This window comes from Sinomonas mesophila, assembly GCF_001999765.1.
GTDB lineage: Bacteria > Actinomycetota > Actinomycetes > Actinomycetales > Micrococcaceae > Sinomonas > Sinomonas mesophila.
This window is the reverse complement of record NZ_KV908325.1, coordinates 140,183-155,731: the sequence shown is the minus strand read 5'-3', so window position 1 is coordinate 155,731 and position 15,549 is coordinate 140,183. Positions and strand designations below refer to the sequence as shown.

General features: G+C 71.2%; 14 protein-coding genes and 1 tRNA gene. 7 read left to right on the top strand and 8 right to left on the bottom strand.

Annotation, left to right across the window (positions count from 1 at the left end; all coding sequences use genetic code 11):
* Positions 1 to 27: 27 nt before the first annotated feature.
* On the bottom strand, positions 28 to 1,401 hold the full coding sequence (locus BV907_RS05935; RefSeq protein ID WP_139346631.1) for a hypothetical protein: 1,374 nt from the start codon (positions 1,399 to 1,401) through the stop codon (positions 28 to 30).
* Positions 1,402 to 2,032: 631 nt separating this feature from the next.
* On the opposite strand from BV907_RS05935, the gene purB reads away from it, so the two are divergent.
* The gene (gene purB, locus BV907_RS05925) at positions 2,033 to 3,484 is read left to right on the top strand and encodes an adenylosuccinate lyase (RefSeq protein ID WP_139346630.1); all 1,452 of its coding nucleotides are present in this window, start codon (positions 2,033 to 2,035) and stop codon (positions 3,482 to 3,484) included.
* 88 nt (positions 3,485 to 3,572) lie between these two features.
* On the opposite strand, the gene BV907_RS05920 is transcribed toward purB, so the two are convergent.
* The gene (locus BV907_RS05920) at positions 3,573 to 3,995 is read right to left on the bottom strand and encodes a hypothetical protein (protein WP_077488806.1); all 423 of its coding nucleotides are present in this window, start codon (positions 3,993 to 3,995) and stop codon (positions 3,573 to 3,575) included.
* 215 nt (positions 3,996 to 4,210) lie between these two features.
* Here BV907_RS05920 and BV907_RS05915 point away from each other — a divergent pair.
* Positions 4,211 to 4,287, top strand: a tRNA-Met gene (locus BV907_RS05915).
* Positions 4,288 to 4,361: 74 nt separating this feature from the next.
* On the opposite strand, the gene BV907_RS18750 is transcribed toward BV907_RS05915, so the two are convergent.
* Positions 4,362 to 4,529 carry a hypothetical protein gene (locus BV907_RS18750; RefSeq protein WP_175637383.1) on the bottom strand — a complete coding sequence of 56 codons (168 nt, stop codon included), beginning with the start codon at positions 4,527 to 4,529 and terminating at the stop codon, positions 4,362 to 4,364.
* A gap of 160 nt (positions 4,530 to 4,689) precedes the next feature.
* Here BV907_RS18750 and BV907_RS05910 point away from each other — a divergent pair, with 160 nt between their 5' ends.
* Both BV907_RS05910 and BV907_RS05905 read left to right on the top strand, forming a co-directional pair.
* The gene (locus tag BV907_RS05910) at positions 4,690 to 5,370 is read left to right on the top strand and encodes a class I SAM-dependent methyltransferase (RefSeq protein WP_077488805.1); all 681 of its coding nucleotides are present in this window, start codon (positions 4,690 to 4,692) and stop codon (positions 5,368 to 5,370) included.
* 70 nt (positions 5,371 to 5,440) lie between these two features.
* Positions 5,441 to 6,133: a class I SAM-dependent methyltransferase gene (locus tag BV907_RS05905; RefSeq protein ID WP_077488804.1), complete on the top strand. Its 693-nt coding sequence runs from the start codon at positions 5,441 to 5,443 to the stop codon at positions 6,131 to 6,133.
* Here the strand turns inward: BV907_RS05905 and BV907_RS05900 are convergent.
* The 5 genes from BV907_RS05900 to BV907_RS05880 form a co-directional block, all read right to left on the bottom strand.
* Complete coding sequence (locus tag BV907_RS05900; protein WP_077488803.1) at positions 6,126 to 7,007, bottom strand: carbohydrate ABC transporter permease; 882 nt, start codon at positions 7,005 to 7,007, stop codon at positions 6,126 to 6,128. The two genes, BV907_RS05905 and BV907_RS05900, sit on opposite strands and share 8 nt — an antisense overlap.
* A complete protein-coding gene (locus tag BV907_RS05895) occupies positions 7,004 to 7,936 on the bottom strand; it encodes a carbohydrate ABC transporter permease (protein ID WP_077488802.1) in 933 nt (310 codons plus the stop codon). The genes BV907_RS05900 and BV907_RS05895 overlap by 4 nt, the downstream gene beginning before the upstream one ends.
* Positions 7,936 to 9,198 (bottom strand): ABC transporter substrate-binding protein, encoded by a 1,263-nt coding sequence (locus tag BV907_RS05890; RefSeq protein WP_077488801.1) that lies wholly within the window; start codon positions 9,196 to 9,198, stop codon positions 7,936 to 7,938. Before BV907_RS05890 ends, BV907_RS05895 begins: the two co-directional genes overlap by 1 nt.
* Before the next feature lie 122 nt (positions 9,199 to 9,320).
* On the bottom strand, positions 9,321 to 10,718 hold the full coding sequence (locus tag BV907_RS05885) for a flavin monoamine oxidase family protein (protein WP_077488800.1): 1,398 nt from the start codon (positions 10,716 to 10,718) through the stop codon (positions 9,321 to 9,323).
* A 160-nt stretch (positions 10,719 to 10,878) separates the two neighbouring features.
* Complete coding sequence (locus tag BV907_RS05880) at positions 10,879 to 11,547, bottom strand: TetR/AcrR family transcriptional regulator (RefSeq protein WP_077488799.1); 669 nt, start codon at positions 11,545 to 11,547, stop codon at positions 10,879 to 10,881.
* Between the two features lie 237 nt (positions 11,548 to 11,784).
* On the opposite strand from BV907_RS05880, the gene BV907_RS05875 reads away from it, so the two are divergent.
* Genes BV907_RS05875 through BV907_RS05865 form a run of 3 tightly spaced genes read left to right on the top strand, consistent with a single transcriptional unit; the run spans position 11,785 to position 15,501 of the window.
* Complete coding sequence (locus BV907_RS05875) at positions 11,785 to 12,915, top strand: nitrilase-related carbon-nitrogen hydrolase (RefSeq protein WP_077488798.1); 1,131 nt, start codon at positions 11,785 to 11,787, stop codon at positions 12,913 to 12,915.
* Positions 12,912 to 13,979 carry an agmatine deiminase family protein gene (locus BV907_RS05870; RefSeq protein ID WP_077488797.1) on the top strand — a complete coding sequence of 356 codons (1,068 nt, stop codon included), beginning with the start codon at positions 12,912 to 12,914 and terminating at the stop codon, positions 13,977 to 13,979. Before BV907_RS05875 ends, BV907_RS05870 begins: the two co-directional genes overlap by 4 nt.
* A 1-nt stretch (position 13,980) precedes the next feature.
* Positions 13,981 to 15,501, top strand: a complete 1,521-nt coding sequence (locus BV907_RS05865) for an APC family permease (RefSeq protein ID WP_077488796.1) — start codon at positions 13,981 to 13,983, stop codon at positions 15,499 to 15,501.
* The last annotated feature ends 48 nt before the right edge of the window (positions 15,502 to 15,549 follow it).

The window sequence follows — 15,549 nt, the reverse complement described above, 5'->3', positions numbered from 1 at the left end:
CGGCTGGACGCGCCCGTCTCGGCTGGATCAGCGGAGCCCATTGGCGTCCAGGCCTTGGCGCTCTCGCGCCCGCGGCTTCGTGGTGGTGTCCGAGGCCGTGTAGACGTATCGCTCCCGCGGCCCCGCCGCGGCGCCGCCGAGGAAGACTCCAAGGCCTGCTGCGTAGGCGATGACTGACGGATCGGTCGAGCGGTCCAAGGCGTTGGCGTCGATGGCGTACCGGTCGATGGCGTGGGCCTTGACGACCGTCTCGGGGATGGGCTGCCAGGGTTCGCGGTCTGCATGTGCGGGCGTCACGACGTCGACGATGTTGGGCCGCGGCGCGGGGACGTCCGCCGAGATCGAGGGCAGGACGTCGTCGACGTTGGAGATATGGAGCACCGCGATGTCGTCGGGCACGTCGAACTGCCGCGGTGCGCCGCCCAGGACCGTCACGGCCACGATCGGATAGCGGGCGCGGAATCCTTCGTCCTCGAGGAGCCCAAAGAGGTGCAGGGCGCCCTGGCTGTGGGCGTTGACGATGACGACGTCATCCTCGCCGAGCTCCTGGTCCGCGAGCGCACGTTCAATCAGCTGCCGCGCGTGGCTGTCGGCGCCCGCGAGCGCGTCCAGGTTCCCCTCCGAGTCGAAGACATTCCCTGACGTGTCATCCGGGTCCCACGACTGGGTTCCGGGCACGGTGAGCATGACGGCCGTGGATCCGTCCGGCCGCGGGACACGCTCGACGATGACCGACGAAGGCGGAACCCTCGTGCCATCCTCGAGGGGTGCGGTCCCCTGGGCCTGGCGCAGGCTCTCGCCGGCGTAGGAGAAGGTCGCAGGGTTTGCCGCTCCTGGCCGGACCGAGCTCCGCACGACACTCACTCGGTCAGTGGCCGATCCCGCGATGAGCCCCAGCGCGTCGCCCGCGTCACGGACCGCCCTCGACACGTCCCTGGCCGGGTTGCCCCGAAGGAACAAGGCCCATGCCTGCGGGGACGAAGCGAGAAGCACGGGCAGGCCGTTGAGCACCCCCAGCCCTGCGAGCTGCAGCCCTGCAGTTGCGGTAGCGCGCCAGGTCTCTTCCGCTTCGTAGGCCTCGCGGGCCCCGGCCGTGGCCTGTGCGATCTTGCTGGCCTCACGTCCAGCTCGGGCGGCCTCGCCCACGAGGCCCGCTGCATCCAGGTCGAAGCGGGCGGCCGCCGTCGAGGCCGCGCAGGCTCCACGCCACACGGCCCGCCGCGCCGACTCGAGCCGTGCCCGGGTGGACTCGATGTCCCTCGCCGCGGCTTCGAGCTCGCCCGTGGCAGCGTCCAGGGCCTCGGTGTTGACCGCGAAGGCCGCGCCTCCCGTCACGATGAACGTCGAAGGGTCACGCTCCTTCCGCCAATCATCGTCTGCACCGGCGGCTCTCACCGGCACGCCTCCCATGATGCGGGCGGTGCCCCAGAGGGCCCTGTGGGGACCGGCGTGGGGGCGATCCGCGCAAAGATCGGCGCCTGCGAGGCCAAGGGCAACAGCGGGGTGCTCCGGCCGGGCACCAGCGGCGTCGTCGGGTCGCGGAAGAGAGGCAGCGTCGGCGCCCCTGCCGCGGCGCCAGGGCAGGCCGAGGTCTCAGCCTGCATGTTCGACAACGTGATGGCGAGGCCGGCAAGACCGCCTGCGAGAAGGCCGAGCTGGAGCGTCAGGGCGAGGGTCGAGCGCCGAAAGGCAGCCGCCGCGGGACCGGACCAGGGGACACCATTGGCCCGGGCGATGGCCCTCTTGGCCCGCTCGACGTCCTCGCCCGCTGCCGAAACTTCGGTTGCCGCAACGCGGAGCGCGGTCTCGTCATGCCCGCAGCGCGGCCTCGGATCATCCAAGCTCGAAGAGCTGCCGTCCATGGTGTTCTCCCCCCTGAAGCGGGGTCCTCCGCCCCGCCTGCCACCACGCTAGGGGCGCCTCGAGCACCCACCGCGGCCGTCGCCGTCGTATGTGGACAACCCGGCCCAAGGGCGCCTGTGGAGGGAGAATGACAGGCCCGTGGAAGGCCGCCCTGAGGGCTCATGGAAGAATGGAGGCCATGGCTGACTCCCCTTCGCGCACCCCCTCCGGACGTCTGTCCCTCGCCGCCGCCGGCGCGGCCACCGGGCAGCACATCGCCCTCGGCCCGCTCGACGGCCGCTACCAGGCCGCGACCGCTCCCCTCGTCGACTACCTGTCCGAGGCGGCGCTCAACCGGGACCGCGTCGCCGTCGAGGTCGAGTGGCTCATCCATCTGACCCGCAACAGCGTCCTGCCGGGCGCCGGGCCGCTCACGGCGGAGCAAGAGGAGGGCCTGCGGAAGGTCGTCACGGAGTTCGACGCCGCCTCGGTAAAGGAACTTGCGGACATCGAGGCCGTCACGGTCCACGACGTCAAGGCCGTCGAGTACTACATCGGCCGCCGCCTCGAGTCCCTCGGCATTGCCAGCCTCACCGCGATGGTGCACTTCGGCTGCACGTCCGAGGACATCAACAACCTCTCGTACGCGCTCGGGGTCAAGGGCGCCGTCGAGGACGTGTGGCTGCCGGCGGCCCGCTCGCTCGTGGAGCAGGTCGCGGAGATGGCCCGCGCCAACAAGGACGTGCCGATGCTCTCCCGCACCCACGGCCAGCCCGCCACCCCGACCTCCCTCGGCAAGGAGCTCGCGGTCATCGCCCACCGCCTCGGCCGCCAGCTCGACCGGATCACGCGCACCGAGTACCTCGGCAAGATCAACGGCGCGACCGGCACCTACGCCGCCCACTACGCCTCGGTCCCCACGGCGGACTGGCAGGAGGTCTCCAAGACCTTCGTCGAGGGCCTCGGCCTCACGTGGAACCCGCTGACCACCCAGATCGAGAGCCACGACTGGCAGGCCGAGCTGTATGCCGACATCGCCCGCTTCAACCGGATCCTGCACAACGTGTGCACGGACATCTGGAGCTACATCTCGATCGGCTACTTCGCGCAGATCCCCGTCGCGGGCGCCACCGGCTCCTCGACCATGCCGCACAAGGTCAACCCGATCCGCTTCGAGAACGCCGAGGCCAACCTCGAAATCTCGGCGGCCCTGCTCGACACCCTCGGCGCGACGCTCGTGACCTCGCGCTGGCAGCGCGATCTCACGGACTCCTCGAGCCAGCGCAACATCGGCGTCGCCTTCGGCCACTCGCTCCTGGCCATCTCCAACGTCGCGAAGGGCCTCGAGCGGCTCGACGTCGCCGAGGACGTGCTCGCCGCCGACCTCGACGAGAACTGGGAGGTCCTCGCCGAGGCGATCCAGATGGTCATGCGCGCCGAGGCGATCGCGGGCGTGCCGGGCATGGACAACCCCTACGAGCGCCTCAAGGACCTCACCCGCGGCCACCGCGTGGACGCGGCCCGCATGAAGGAGTTCGTCTCGGGGCTCGGCCTCTCCGCCGAAGCGGAGGCGCGCCTCCTCGCCCTGACCCCGGGCAGCTACAACGGCATCGCGGGGCAGCTCGTCGACCACCTCGGCTGACGCCCATCTCGGCCGAGGCTGCTTGCCTGGCGTGCACCACGCACGACGGCGGGCCGGAACCAACGGGTTCCGGCCCGCCGTCCGCCTCTCACCAGCACCCCTTGGGCTGGTGAGACTCGCAGAACAGCTTGCGCTCCCAGTAGATGCACGGCTGGACACTGCCGGGGCGCACGCCTCGGCAGTGGGGAGGTTCGAGATCGCCGCGACGCGCGGCCGCAACAAAAAGCTCCTTGAAGGCGGGACGAATGTCGTAGACCCAGGCGAACACCTGGCACTCGCAGCAGCACGCGCCCAGATCCGAGAGCATCCGGCGGAGCCTCACGGCGTTCGGCGCCGCCATACGGCGCCAGTGGTCCGTGACGGTATGGCCCCGGCAGCCGTCGCCGACGATCCGCAGGAGGTAGCACGGCAGGCACTCCCCCGACCTCGGCGCCATCATCAGGTGAGAGAGCTCCCGCAGCTCGGCCTCGAGCGACTCCACGGTGCCCGGGCTCGTCGCGCAGTGGTCCATCGGTTCGTCCTTCCGTCGGCCAACGTGTCCCTCGCCCAGCCTTCCGGCGACGGGCCCACAGCGGCAGGCGGCGGAGGCGCCATGTGGAGGACACGCCGTCCTGCGTACCTGTGGAGGACCAACCGCCAGACCAGACGAGTCCCGATGGCACTGTTTGACGGGATTTGAGGCTGATTGGCGTCGGGAGCTCCGACCGTGTATCGTTGATCAAGCGCCGCGGGGTGGAGCAGTTCGGTAGCTCGCTGGGCTCATAACCCAGAGGTCGCAGGTTCAAATCCTGTCCCCGCAACCAAAGGCCCCGGGATCGAGTGGTTCTCCACCGGTCCCGGGGCTATCTCTTTGCCCGCATTCAGGGAGGCGTCCGGCTCAGATGACGGCGCCGCCCAGGAGGATGAGCCCGGTCGTGGTCCCCAGCAGGAGGGCGAGCGGCTTCCAGGGCACGGGGCGGTTCAGCGGCCATCGCTGGCTGAGCAGGAAGCCCAGCAGGACCCCGACGGCCGCGACCGCGTGGCCAAACAGGCTGTAGCCGTTCATGGTCCCTCCTCGCCCCTCGAGCCAGGTGACTCGCCGGTGGGTGGAACAGATGATCCACCCGAGGTCCGGATGAGGCAAGGGTGCTGCGCGATCGCGGCCGGAGGCGTATCATCTGCCCGCCGCCTACGCCCCCGAAACGCGAACCCGGCATACTGGTGGCATGGCCGGCTGCTGCGGACCCCAGGACCCCCCCGACGACTCCGACCCCGACCGCTACAACGCCATCTTCACCTCCCGCTTCTCGCGCAGCGTCTCGCGCAGGTATGAGCGGCGGGGACTCACGGGCGTCGAGCGGCGCCTCGTCGGCTTCCTCGAGGACCTGCCGGGCGGCCTCGCGGGCGCGAGCGTCCTCGAGGTCGGCGGCGGAGCGGGCGAGATCCAGCTCGAGCTCCTCGCCCGCGGCGCGGCGACCGCCACGAACCTCGAGCTCTCCCGCGCCTACGAGGCGGACGCCGCCCGCCTCATCGAGCGGGCGGGCCTCGTCGGCCGCGTCCGGCGGCGCCTCGGCGTGGATCTCGCGGCGGCGCCCGACGCCGTCGAGCCGGCCGACGCCGTCGTCCTCCACCGCGTCGTGTGCTGCTACCCGGACTACGAGGCGCTCCTCGGCGCCGCCGCCGACCACGCGCGGCGGGCCCTCGTGTTCAGCCACCCGCCGCGGAACCCGCCCACGCGGGCGATGGTCGGCCTCGGCAACCTGATCCTGAAGCTCCTGGGCCGCAGCTACCGCGGCTTCGTCCACCCGCCCGAGGCGATGCTCGCCGTCGTGCGCGCCCACGGCCTCGAGCCGGTCATTCTGCACCGCGGGCCCGCGTGGCACGTGGTCGGCGCGGTCCGGACCTGAGCCGCGCCGGGCGCGCTCCCGGACCTCGTCCCGCCTGTCCCAGCTCCCGGCAGCGGCGCATACTTGACGCATGTCCGGGTGCTGCAGCCCGGGGAACGCGCCCCGCGATCCCAGGGTTGACCTGTCGCGGTACAACGAGGTCTTCACCGCGCGGTTCGCGCACGGTGTCGCCGTCCGATACGAGCGGCGCGGCCTGACCAGGATCGAGGGGCGCCTCATCTCCTTCCTCGAGGACTCGCTCCCGGGCGGCCTCGAGCGCGTGAGCGTCCTGGAGATCGGCGGCGGCACAGGCGTGATCCAGCTCGAACTGCTCAAGCGCGGGGCGGCCCGCACGACCAACCTCGAGCTCTCCCCCGAATACGAGGCCGACGCGGCCCGGCTCATCGCGCAGGCCGGCGTCGGCGCACGGGTCCGGCGGCGCGTCGGCGTGAACATCGCCGAGGCGCCCGACGCCGTCGAGCCGGCCGACGTCGTCGTCCTCCACCAGGTGGTGTGCTGCTACCCCGACTACGAGGGACTGCTCAGCGCGGCCGCCGGGCATGCGCGCCGCGCGATCGTCTTCAGCTACCCGCCGCGGAACCTGCTCACGCGGCTCCTGCTGGCCTGGGACACCGCCAGCATGGTGCTCCAGAGGCGCGCCTTCCGCGGCTTCGTCCACCCGCCCGAGGCGATGGCCGACGTCGTGCGCCGCGAGGGCCTCACGCCCGTCTACCACAGCCCGGGCGCCGTGTGGAGCGTCCTCGGAGCCGTGCGCGTCACTTGACCGCCCCGCGCGTGACCCCGGAGATGACCCACCGCTGGGCGAAGACGTAGACGATGAGCAGCGGGGCCATGGCCATGAGGTAGGACGCGAAGGCCACCGTGTAATTGGTCTGGAACTGGGACTGGAAGACGTACTGGACCAGCGGGAGCGTGGCGCGCTCGGGGTCCGAGACGATCACGAGCGGGAGGAGGAAGTCGTTCCAGGCCCAGAGGCACGTCAGGATGCCGACGGTCGCGTTCATGGGCGTGAGCAGCGGGAACACGACGCGCCAGAACACGCCCCACGTGCCCGCGCCGTCCATCCGCGCAGCCTCCTCGAGCTCGATCGGGATGGAGCGGATGTACGCCGTGAAGATGAAGATGTTGAAGGACAGGCCGTACACGACGTACAGGAGGATCAGCCCGAGCTGGCTGTCCAGGCCGAGGATGGCCGTCTGCTTGGCCACCGGCAGCATGAGGATCGGGAACGGCACGAAGAGCGCCGAGATGAAGTAGAAGAAGAGGGCCTTGAACAGCCGCCGGTGCATGTTCCGCGCGATCGCGTAGGCGACCATCGAGTTCGTGAGGATGGTCAGCGCCACGGCGCCCACCGTGATGAGCGCGCTGTTGAGCGCCGCCCGCGGGAAGTTGGTGAGCGTCCAGGCGTCGGCGAAGTTCTCCCAGCGCACCTCCGTGGGCAGGTCGAAGCCGCTCCCGCCGAGCTGGTCCGGCGTCTTGAGGGCCGTGACCACGGTGAAGTAGAGCGGGATCAGGATGGTCAGGGACAGCACGAGCAGGAGGGCCGTGAGCCACCAGTTGACCCGGCGGTCCAACGGACGACGGCGGGCGGCACCCGGGCGGGCGGGCCCGGTCCGCGGGACCGGCTGGGACGTCACGCGGTCACCTCGTCACGCCTGAGGACCCGGAACTGGACCAGGGCGAACACGACGAGCACGACCATGAAGACGACCGCGTTGGCGATCTGGTAGCCGTACTCGCCGCCCTGGAAGCCGCCCCTGAAGATCACGAGGGAGACGGACTCGGTGGACGTGCCGGGACCGCCGTTGGTCATGACCACGATGTGGTCGAAGACCTGCAGGAAGTTCTTGAGTGACAGGACCATGTTCAGCGTGAAGAACGGCCCGATGAGCGGGAACGTGACGGACCAGAACCGGCGCCACGGCCCGCTGCCGTCGATGGCCGCGGCCTCGTAGAGCTCGGCCGGGATGGTCTGCAGACCGGCGATATAGATGATGATGTTGAACGCGACGGCCTGCCACACGGCCAGGACGACGACGCCGATCCACGCGAGCTCGGGGTCGGCGAGGATCGACCTGGACAGACGCTGGATGCCCAGGGCCGAGGCGATCTCGGGAAGCGAGTTGGTCAACAGGTAGTTGAACACGTAGCCGATCACGAGGACGGCCAAGACGTTCGGGACGAAGTAGAGGCCCCGGAGCGCGCTCCTGAACCTGATGCGCCCCGTGAGCCCGACGGCCAGGGCCAGCGCGAAGACGTTGACGAGGACCGTGGACACGATCGCGAACTGGAACGTGAACAGATAGGCCGAGCGGATGCGCTCGTCGGTGAACAGTGCCGCATAGTTGGACAGCCCCACGAAGCTCCAGTCGCCGTACCCGGGCGAGTCCGTGAGGCTGTAGAACATGCCCTGCAGGACGGGCAGCGTGTGGAACACGAAGAAGAGCCCCGCGGCCGGCAGGACCATCCAGTAGATGGCGCTCCCGCTCCGGGGCGGGCGCCGGCGTGCCCCCGCGGCCCGAGCGGCCGCCGCCTCCGGGGCGCCCCTGACTGTCCTCACGGCCATCAGGACTCCACCGCCCCGAGGCCCCACGTGCGGCGCCGGGCGATCTTGTCCCACGCGTCGTCGAGCGCCCGCGTGAACTTCAGCGTGCCCCGGTCGATGAGGAACTGCTGGAGCAGGGCCCCGAGCGGGATCGCCGGGATGAACTGGTGGTCGAAGAAGCCCACGATCCGCTCCTGGTCGAGGTACGGCTGCATCCCGGCCAGCGCCGGATCGTCGTTCGAGATGCCCTCGAGGGCGGGAACGGCCACCTGCGCGTCGGCGTAGGCGCGGACGGTCGCCGGCTGCATGAGGAAGTCGATGAAGCGGCGGACCTCCTCCGGGTGCCTGCCCTGGGCCCCGGCGGTGATGACGACGTCGACACCCGAGACGACCGTCGTCGCCTGCGGATCGTTGGTGGCCGGGAGCGCGAAGCTCCCGACCTCGAACGCTGGCTTGAACGAGCGGATCTGCGGCACGGCGTAGCTGCCCAGGAGCAGCATCGCCGACTCCCCCCGGGCGAACGCGGCCGTGCCGTCCTCGTAGCCGGTGGCGACGGGGTCCGGCTGGGTGTGCTCGAACAGCGCGGCGAGCTTGCCCGCCGCCTCCCGGAAGCCCTCCTCGAAGGTGGCCTCGCCGGCGAAGCGGCGGCGGAAGAAGTCCTCCGGAATGGTCTGGGACACGAGCGGCGAGAGCGCCGCCTGCGCCGTCCAGGCGTCGGCGAGCATGCCGTAAAACGGGGTGACGCCCGCGTCCTCGAAGGCGCGGGCCGCCGCGAGGAGCGCGTCCCACGTCTCGGGGACCGCCACGCCGTGGCGGGCGAAGAGCTCCTCGTTGTACAGGACCCCGCTCGTATTGGCCGCGAAGGGGACGCCGTTCACCGCGCCCGACGAGCCGGCCCCCAGCTCGCGGATGACGTCGACGTACGCCGGCTTCACGCCGTCGAGCACGGGCTCCTCGGCGAAGTCCGCGAAGACCCCGGCCGAGGCGAACTCCCCGAAGGTCCCGTTGGCATTGAGGGTCAGGACGTCGGGCATGTCGTCCTTGACGAGGCGCGTGCGCAGGGCCGTCTCGGGGTCCGGCACGGTGTCGACGACGATCCTGAGGTCCGGGTTGAGGGCCTCGAACTCGCGGGCCAGGCCCTGGAAGTGCTGCTTCGCTTCCGGCTTGAACTGGAAGAACGTCAGGGTGGTGCGGCCGTCCTCGTGGCCGCAGCCCCCGAGCGCCGCCGCGCCGAACGCAGCCCCGACGAGCTGAAGGACGGCGCGGCGGCTCGGCGTGCTCATCGTCACTCCTTCGGTCACAGTCCATCGTGCGACGGCGGGCCGCCCGTGGGAAGGACACGCCGGGGTGGCGAGGCAGCGACGGCGCCGGGCACGCGCCGTCGTGCCCCCGCCGCCCCGGGGCGTTACGCCGTCGTCCGCGTCCGCATTTCTGCGAGCACCTCCTCGGCCGCCTTCTGGCCGACGCGGAGGGCGCCGTCGACGTGCTGGTAGCCCTCGGCCGCGAGGTCGGAGCAGGCCCAGTGGATCGGGCCGACGGGCGTGCGCTGGTCCGCGCCGTAGCGGGAGAGGCCGCCGAGGTCGAAGCTCGCGGCGTAGGCGCCGCGGGTCCATTCCTCCGAGCCCCAGTCGGACTCGTAGTAGACCTCCGGCGCGAGGGCCTCGGGGCCGAGGTAGTCGGCGATCGAGGCGAGGATCTTCTCCTTTCGCTCCCCGGCGGGGAGGGCGAAGAGGGCGTCCGCCTTCTCGTCGGAGACGAAGCCGACGAGGGTGCCGCGCTCGTCGCCGTGGTTCGTGTTGTCGTAGACCTCCTGGACGAGCTGGCCGGCGCCGAAGCTCGTGCCGGAGAGGCCGGCCTCGCGCCAGAACGGGCGGTCGTAGACGGCGTGGACCTTGATCACGAAGCCCATCGAGAGGTGCTGGTGGAGCTGATGCTGGCGGCGCGGGAGCGGCGGCTCGTAGGAGATGCGCGAGTAGAGCGTCGGGGGCACGGCGAGGATGACGCGGCGGGCGGCGACGGTCACGCCGTCGGCCGTCACGCGGACTCCGTCCTCGCCCCATGCGATGGCGCGGACGGGCGCGCCGAGCTTCACGGCGGCGCCGAGCTCGGCGGCCATGGCCTCGCTCACGGACTGCATGCCGCCGACCACGCGGCGGTCGAGGATGAAGTCCTCGTCGAGGAGGTTGCTGAACGAGCCGGCCGAGGCGGCCATGAGCACGGCCTGCAGGGCCGAGAACGAGTGCGCGGGCTTGGTGAGCATGCCGCCGGCGATGAAGAGCCCGATGAGGTGGCAGGCCTCCTCGTCCGCGGACTGCGCGCGGAGCCACTGCTGGAAGGAGACCGTGTCGAGCTCGCGGGCCTGGGGGTGGGCCCACGGCTCCTCGGCGCCGATCTCGGCGGCGAGGCTGTCGAGGATCGCGGTGAGCCGATCGACCTCCGCCAGGGTGCCGGGCGCGACCGGGAAGTCCTCGCCCTCGTAGACGGTGCGGGTGCCGTCGGTCGCGATGTAGACCGAGGCGCCCTTGCGGTAGCGGGGGTAGGTCTCCTTGCCCAGCTCCTCGAGGAGGCCGAGCAGGGCCGTCTGGTCCGGGCTGACCCACTGGCCGCCGATCTCGAGGAAGGCGCCCTCGATCGTGTCGCTCCAGGTGCGGCCGCCGACGCGGTCGCGGGCCTCGAGGACCACGACCTTCTCGCCCGCGCGGGTGAGGGTGCGGGCGGCCATGAGGCCGGAGGGGCCGGCGCCGACGACGACGACGTCGACGTCGGCCTGGAGGGACTGCGGCGTCTGCTGCTCGCCTGACATGGGGTGTTCCTTTCGAAGGGTGTGGGGAGTCTCTAAAATGAATATAGTTCATTTACTGCGGCCGCGGAAACCCCCGGCCACGTTCCGGGGTCACCTCCCTGCGTTCCGGGGTCACCTCCCAGCATTCCGGGGTCACCTCCCAGCGATGCGGGGTCTCGAATCAGCCGCGGGCCGCAAGAGTGGCAGCCAGAGTGGCCCGGAGGCCCGCGATGAGGGAGTTGAGGCCGAGGGCGAAGGCGTCGTCGGCAGCGCTGGTCCCGCGGCCGTGCCGCGCGGCGACCGCGGCGGCGAAGGTCGGCGCAAGGTGCCCCTCGGCGCCGACGTCGAAGATCCACTCGGGGGCCGCGACGTCCATGGCGGAGCCGAGCACGAACGACTCGACCGCGACGATGGCGTCCACGACCAGGTCCTCCGGCCACCCGCCGCGGCGCAGGCCTTCCGCGACCGTGTCGTACATGGTGAGCGTGTGCGGCGCACCGGTGATCGGCAGGACGGCGATGACGGGGATGAGCGGCGCGTGCTCGGCGAAGGCGTCACGGTAGGAACGCGCCCAGCGCGCAATGGCCTGGTCCCACGGGTCGGTGGCGAAGCGCGAGACATCGATGGTCTGGTTGACGTCGTCCTGGACCCAGTTCAGGACCTCGTCCTTGGACTTCACGTGGTTGTAGAGGGCCGAGGGCGCCGTCTTGAGTTCGCGGGCGAGCGCCGCCATCGTGAGCCCGTCGTACCCGGCGCGGCCGATCACGGCGAGCGCCGCCGAGGTGATCTTCCCGCGCGACAGGAGGGGCGTCGTCGGCCGACCCCTGCGTCGCGGCTCTGGTGGCGTCACGGCCCCGCCTCTTTCCGCGGGGACCCTCGCCCCGACTCGCAGAAGTCTAGGCGCACGTGTGACCCCGGATCTCTAAGAGGTGACCCAGCAACGTTGAGAGGTGACCCCACATCGCAGGGACATGACCCCGCAACGCTGGGAGGTGACCCCGCATCTTGGGAGGCGGGGGTTGACCAGTGGCCTGCGCCACTGCTCTAATAAACGAACGTCATTCATTTATCACCAAAGGACTTCCCCATGCACGAGATCCTTGCCCTGCAGCCCCCGGTGTCGTGGGCCCGCACCGAGGAGAACGCCGACAGCGCAGCCCGCCGCGCCCCGCTGCGCGTCGCGCTCGTCCAGCACCGCTGGCACGAGGACCCGGCCGAGACCGAGGCCGAGCTCGAGGACGGCATCCGCCGGGCCGCCGAGCGCGGCGCGAAGGTCGTCTTCCTCCCCGAGCTCACGCTCTCCCGCTACCCCGCGGACACCCTCCCCGACTACACCCCGAGCAGCCTCGCCGAGGACCTCGAGACTGGCCGCACGCTCGCCTTCGCCCGCCGAACCGCGGCCGCGCACGGCCTCTGCGTCCACGCGAGCCTCTACCGCAAGGGCGAGGCCGGCGACGAGCTCGGCTACAACACCGCGATCCTCGTCGGGCCGGACGGCACGCTCCTCGCCGCGACGGACAAGCTGCACATCCCCGTCACCGAGGGCTACTACGAGGACAGGTTCTTCCGCCCCGGACCCCAACAGCCTGGCCCGCACCCGGCCACGCCGCAGATCGAGAACAACGGATACCTCGTCCACTCCCCCGCCGAGCTCGGAGGCGCCCGCATCGGCCTCCCGACCTGCTGGGACGAGTGGTTCCCCGAGCTCGCCCGCGTCTACTCGCTCGCCGGCGCCGAGATCCTCGCCTACCCCACGGCGATCGGCTCCGAGCCCGGCCACCCCGACTTCGACACCGAGCCGCTCTGGCGCCAGGTGATCGTGGGCAACGGGATCGCGAACGGGACCTTCATGGTCGTCCCGAACCGCTGGGGCTCCGAGGGCCTCGTGACCTTCTACGGCTCCTCGTTCATCTCCGACCCGTACGGCCGCATCCTCGCCCGCGCCCCGCGCGAAGGCTCGTGCGTGCTCGTCGCGGACCTCGACCTCGACGCGCGCCGCGACTGGCTCACGCTCTTCCCCTTCCTCACGACCCGCCGCCCCGAGACCTACGCCGCGCTCACCGCGCCCGTGGACCCGTCGCAGCCTTTCGGGACCGCCTCAGCTGTGCGGCACGAAGGTGAGGCGCGCGACGCCGGCCGCGCGCCGTCGTCGTCCGCCTCGCCGGGGGCAGCAGAGACACCAGCACAGGAGCCCGCGCTGGAAGGCGCGAGCGCATGAGCTGGCACATGCCCGCGGAGACGGACCCGCACGAGCGACTCTGGATGGCGTGGCCGTCCCAGGGCTACACGCTCGGCGAGACGGACGAGGACGCGCACGAGGCCCGCGCGGCCTGGGCCGCCGTCGCCCATGCGGCGCGCCGGTTCGAGCCGGTCACGATGGTGGTCCGGCGCGAGGACCGCGAGATCGCCCGGGCCTACCTCGACCCGCGCGTGGACCTGCTCGAGGCCGAGCTCGACGACGCGTGGATGCGGGACATCGGGCCGAGCTTCGTGCTGGGCACGGGCGAGGACGCGGCGGCCGACGGCGGCCCCGGGCTCGGCGCCGTCGACTGGGTCTTCAACGGCTGGGGCCAGCAGGACTGGGCCACGTGGGGGCACGACGCCGAGATCGGCCGGACGGTGTCCGAGGCCGCGGGCGCCGAGCACGTCCCGAGCCGGCTCGTGAACGAGGGCGGCGGCTTCCACGTCGACGGCCTCGGCACCGTGCTGCTGACCGAGACCGTCCAGCTGGACCCGGGCCGGAACCCCGGGATCACGAAGGCCGAGGTCGAGGCGGAGCTCGCCCTGACCATCGGGGCGCGCCACGCGATCTGGCTCCCCCGGGGCCTCACCCGCGACTCGCAGCGCTTCGGCACTCGCGGCCACGTCGACCTCGTCGCGGCGATCCCGCGGCCCGGCACGCTCCTGGTCCACGTCCAGCACCACCCCGAGCACCCGGACCACGAGGTCACGGGCGAGATCCTCGAGGCCCTGCACGCCTCGCGGACGGCGGACGGACGGCCGTGGGAGATCATCGAGGTCCCCGCCCCGGCCCAGCTGCACGACGGCGAGGACTGGGTGGACTGGAGCTACCTCAACCACGTCGCGGTGAACGGCGGCCTCGTGGCCTGCTCGTTCAACGACGCGCACGACGAGAAGGCGCTGCGCCTCCTCGCGGACGCCTACCGCGGGCGGCACGTGAGCGCCGTCGACGCCCGCGCCATCTTCTCCCGTGGGGGCGGGATCCACTGCATCACCCAGCAGCAGCCCCGCGCTGACGCGCGGGCTGTGGGAAGGATCTGACATGGCCCTGCACACTACGGATGTGACGGTCGGAAAACACGAGCTCGGGGGCAAGGGCCTCCGCGGCGGGCAGGTGGGCCTCCTGGCGATCATCGTCATGGGCGTCGCGACCGTCGCGCCGGCCTACGCCATCACCTCGAGCCTCGGCCCAACGGCCGGCTCGGTCGGCCCGCAGGTGCCGATCGTGCTCCTGCTCGGGTTCATCCCGATGTTCATGGTGGCCCTCGCCTACAAGAAGCTCAACGCGGCCCTTCCCGACTCGGGCACCACGTTCACGTGGGCGTCCAAGGCCTTCGGGCCGTGGGTCGGCTGGATGGGTGGCTGGGGCTTCCTCGCCGCGAACATCATCGTCCTGTCCAACCTGGCCGGCGTCGCGGTGGACTTCTTCTACCTCTTCCTCGCCGACGTCACGGGCGACGCGGCACTCGCGGACCTCGGCCAGGACAAGCTCGTGAACATCCTCACGTGCCTCGCGTTCATGGCGGTGGCCGTGTGGGTCAGCGCCCGCGGCCTCGAGACCGCGCGCAACGTCCAGATCGTGCTGCTCGTCTTCCAGGTCGGCGTCCTGCTGCTCTACTCGGGCATGGCGATCGCGAAGGCCACCGGCGGCGCGTCCGAGACGGCCATCCCGTTCGACTGGTCCTGGTTCGACGTCACCCAGATCCCCGACTTCGGCGCGTTCGCGGCCGGCATGAGCCTGTCCATCTTCCTCTTCTGGGGCTGGGACATGTGCCTGACCATGAACGAGGAGACGAAGGGCGGGCACCGCACGGCCGGCGTCGGCGCGACCGTCACCGCCGTCGCGATCCTCGTCATCTACCTCGCGACGTCGATCGCCTCGCTCATGTTCGCCGGCGTCGGCACCGAGGGCCTCGGCCTGGGCAACGAGGAGATCTCGGAGAATGTGCTGACCTCGCTCGCCGGCCCCGTCATGGGCCCGCTCGCGATCCTGCTCTCGCTCGCCGTCCTGACCTCCTCAGCGTCGTCGCTGCAGGCGACGATGATCGGACCGGCCCGCACCTTCCAGGCGATGAGCTTCTACGAGGCCCTGCCGGAGCCGCTGCGCCGCACCGACTCCAAGGGCGTCCCGCGCGTCGCGGTCCTGGCCGCGGGCGGCCTCTCGGCCGCGTTCTACGTGGCCATGCGGCTCCTGAGCGACAATGTGCTCAACGACACGATCATGGCCCTGGGCATGATGGTCTGCTTCTACTACTCCGTGACGGCGTTCGCCTGCGTGTGGTACTTCCGCCACACGTGGTTCGCCTCGGCGCGCCACACCGTCCTGCGCCTCGTCCTGCCGCTCCTGGGCGGGATCGGCCTCGCGGTCGTGTTCGTCCAGACCGCCGTGGACTCGATCGACCCGGCCTTCGGCTCCGGCTCCGAGATCGGCGGGGTGGGGCTCGTGTTCATCGTGGGCGTCGGCATCCTCGCCCTCGGCGTGGTGCTCATGCTCGCCTACCGTGCGAAGAACCCGGAGTTCTTCCGCGGCGCGACGGTCCCGGTGGCGGCGGCCGCGGACTGATTCGCCTCCCAACGCCGCATCGCGACACGCCGCTATTCGGTCCGGATA